The sequence below is a fragment of the Lentzea alba genome, from assembly GCF_047445655.1.
GTDB lineage: Bacteria > Actinomycetota > Actinomycetes > Mycobacteriales > Pseudonocardiaceae > Lentzea > Lentzea alba_A.
Genome location: NZ_JAJAEG010000115.1, coordinates 1 through 465 on the forward strand (window position 1 = coordinate 1; position 465 = coordinate 465).

General features: G+C 66.5%; 1 pseudogene. It reads left to right on the top strand.

Annotated features, from left to right (window positions below):
• Window positions 1-465, top strand: a pseudogene (locus LFM09_RS50145) (hypothetical protein); the annotation flags it as partial.

Below are 465 nucleotides of genomic sequence, written 5' to 3' on the forward strand. Positions count from 1 at the left end.
AGCACCTCGACGGACGTCGTGAAGTACAAGTGGGGCTTCACGGATCCGCCCTCGGTGGAGGTGGCAGCCGGCACCCCTGTGCGCTGGACGCCGCCGTCGGACGGCCCGAAGACGTTGATGGTGGAGGCTTACGACAAGGCCGGCAACGCGACCCGATCGACGTTCCAGTTCACCGTGGCGGGCAAGAAGCCCAACGAGGCGTCCTGGTTCAACGGTGACGACCCCGCGTTGGACGGCACCGGCAACGGTCACGACCTCACGCTGACCGGTGTCGACCCGGCTGCTGCCGGTCGTACGGTCGGTGGGCAGACGTCTGTCGGTTTCAACGGTTCGAACACCGCGACGACCGCGAAGGTCGTCGACACGAGCAAGGGTTTCTCGGTCTCCGCGTGGGTTCGTCTCACCAACGACACCGCGAACCGCACGGTCGTGAGCCAGCAGGGTTCGGCGACCTCGGCGTTCAAG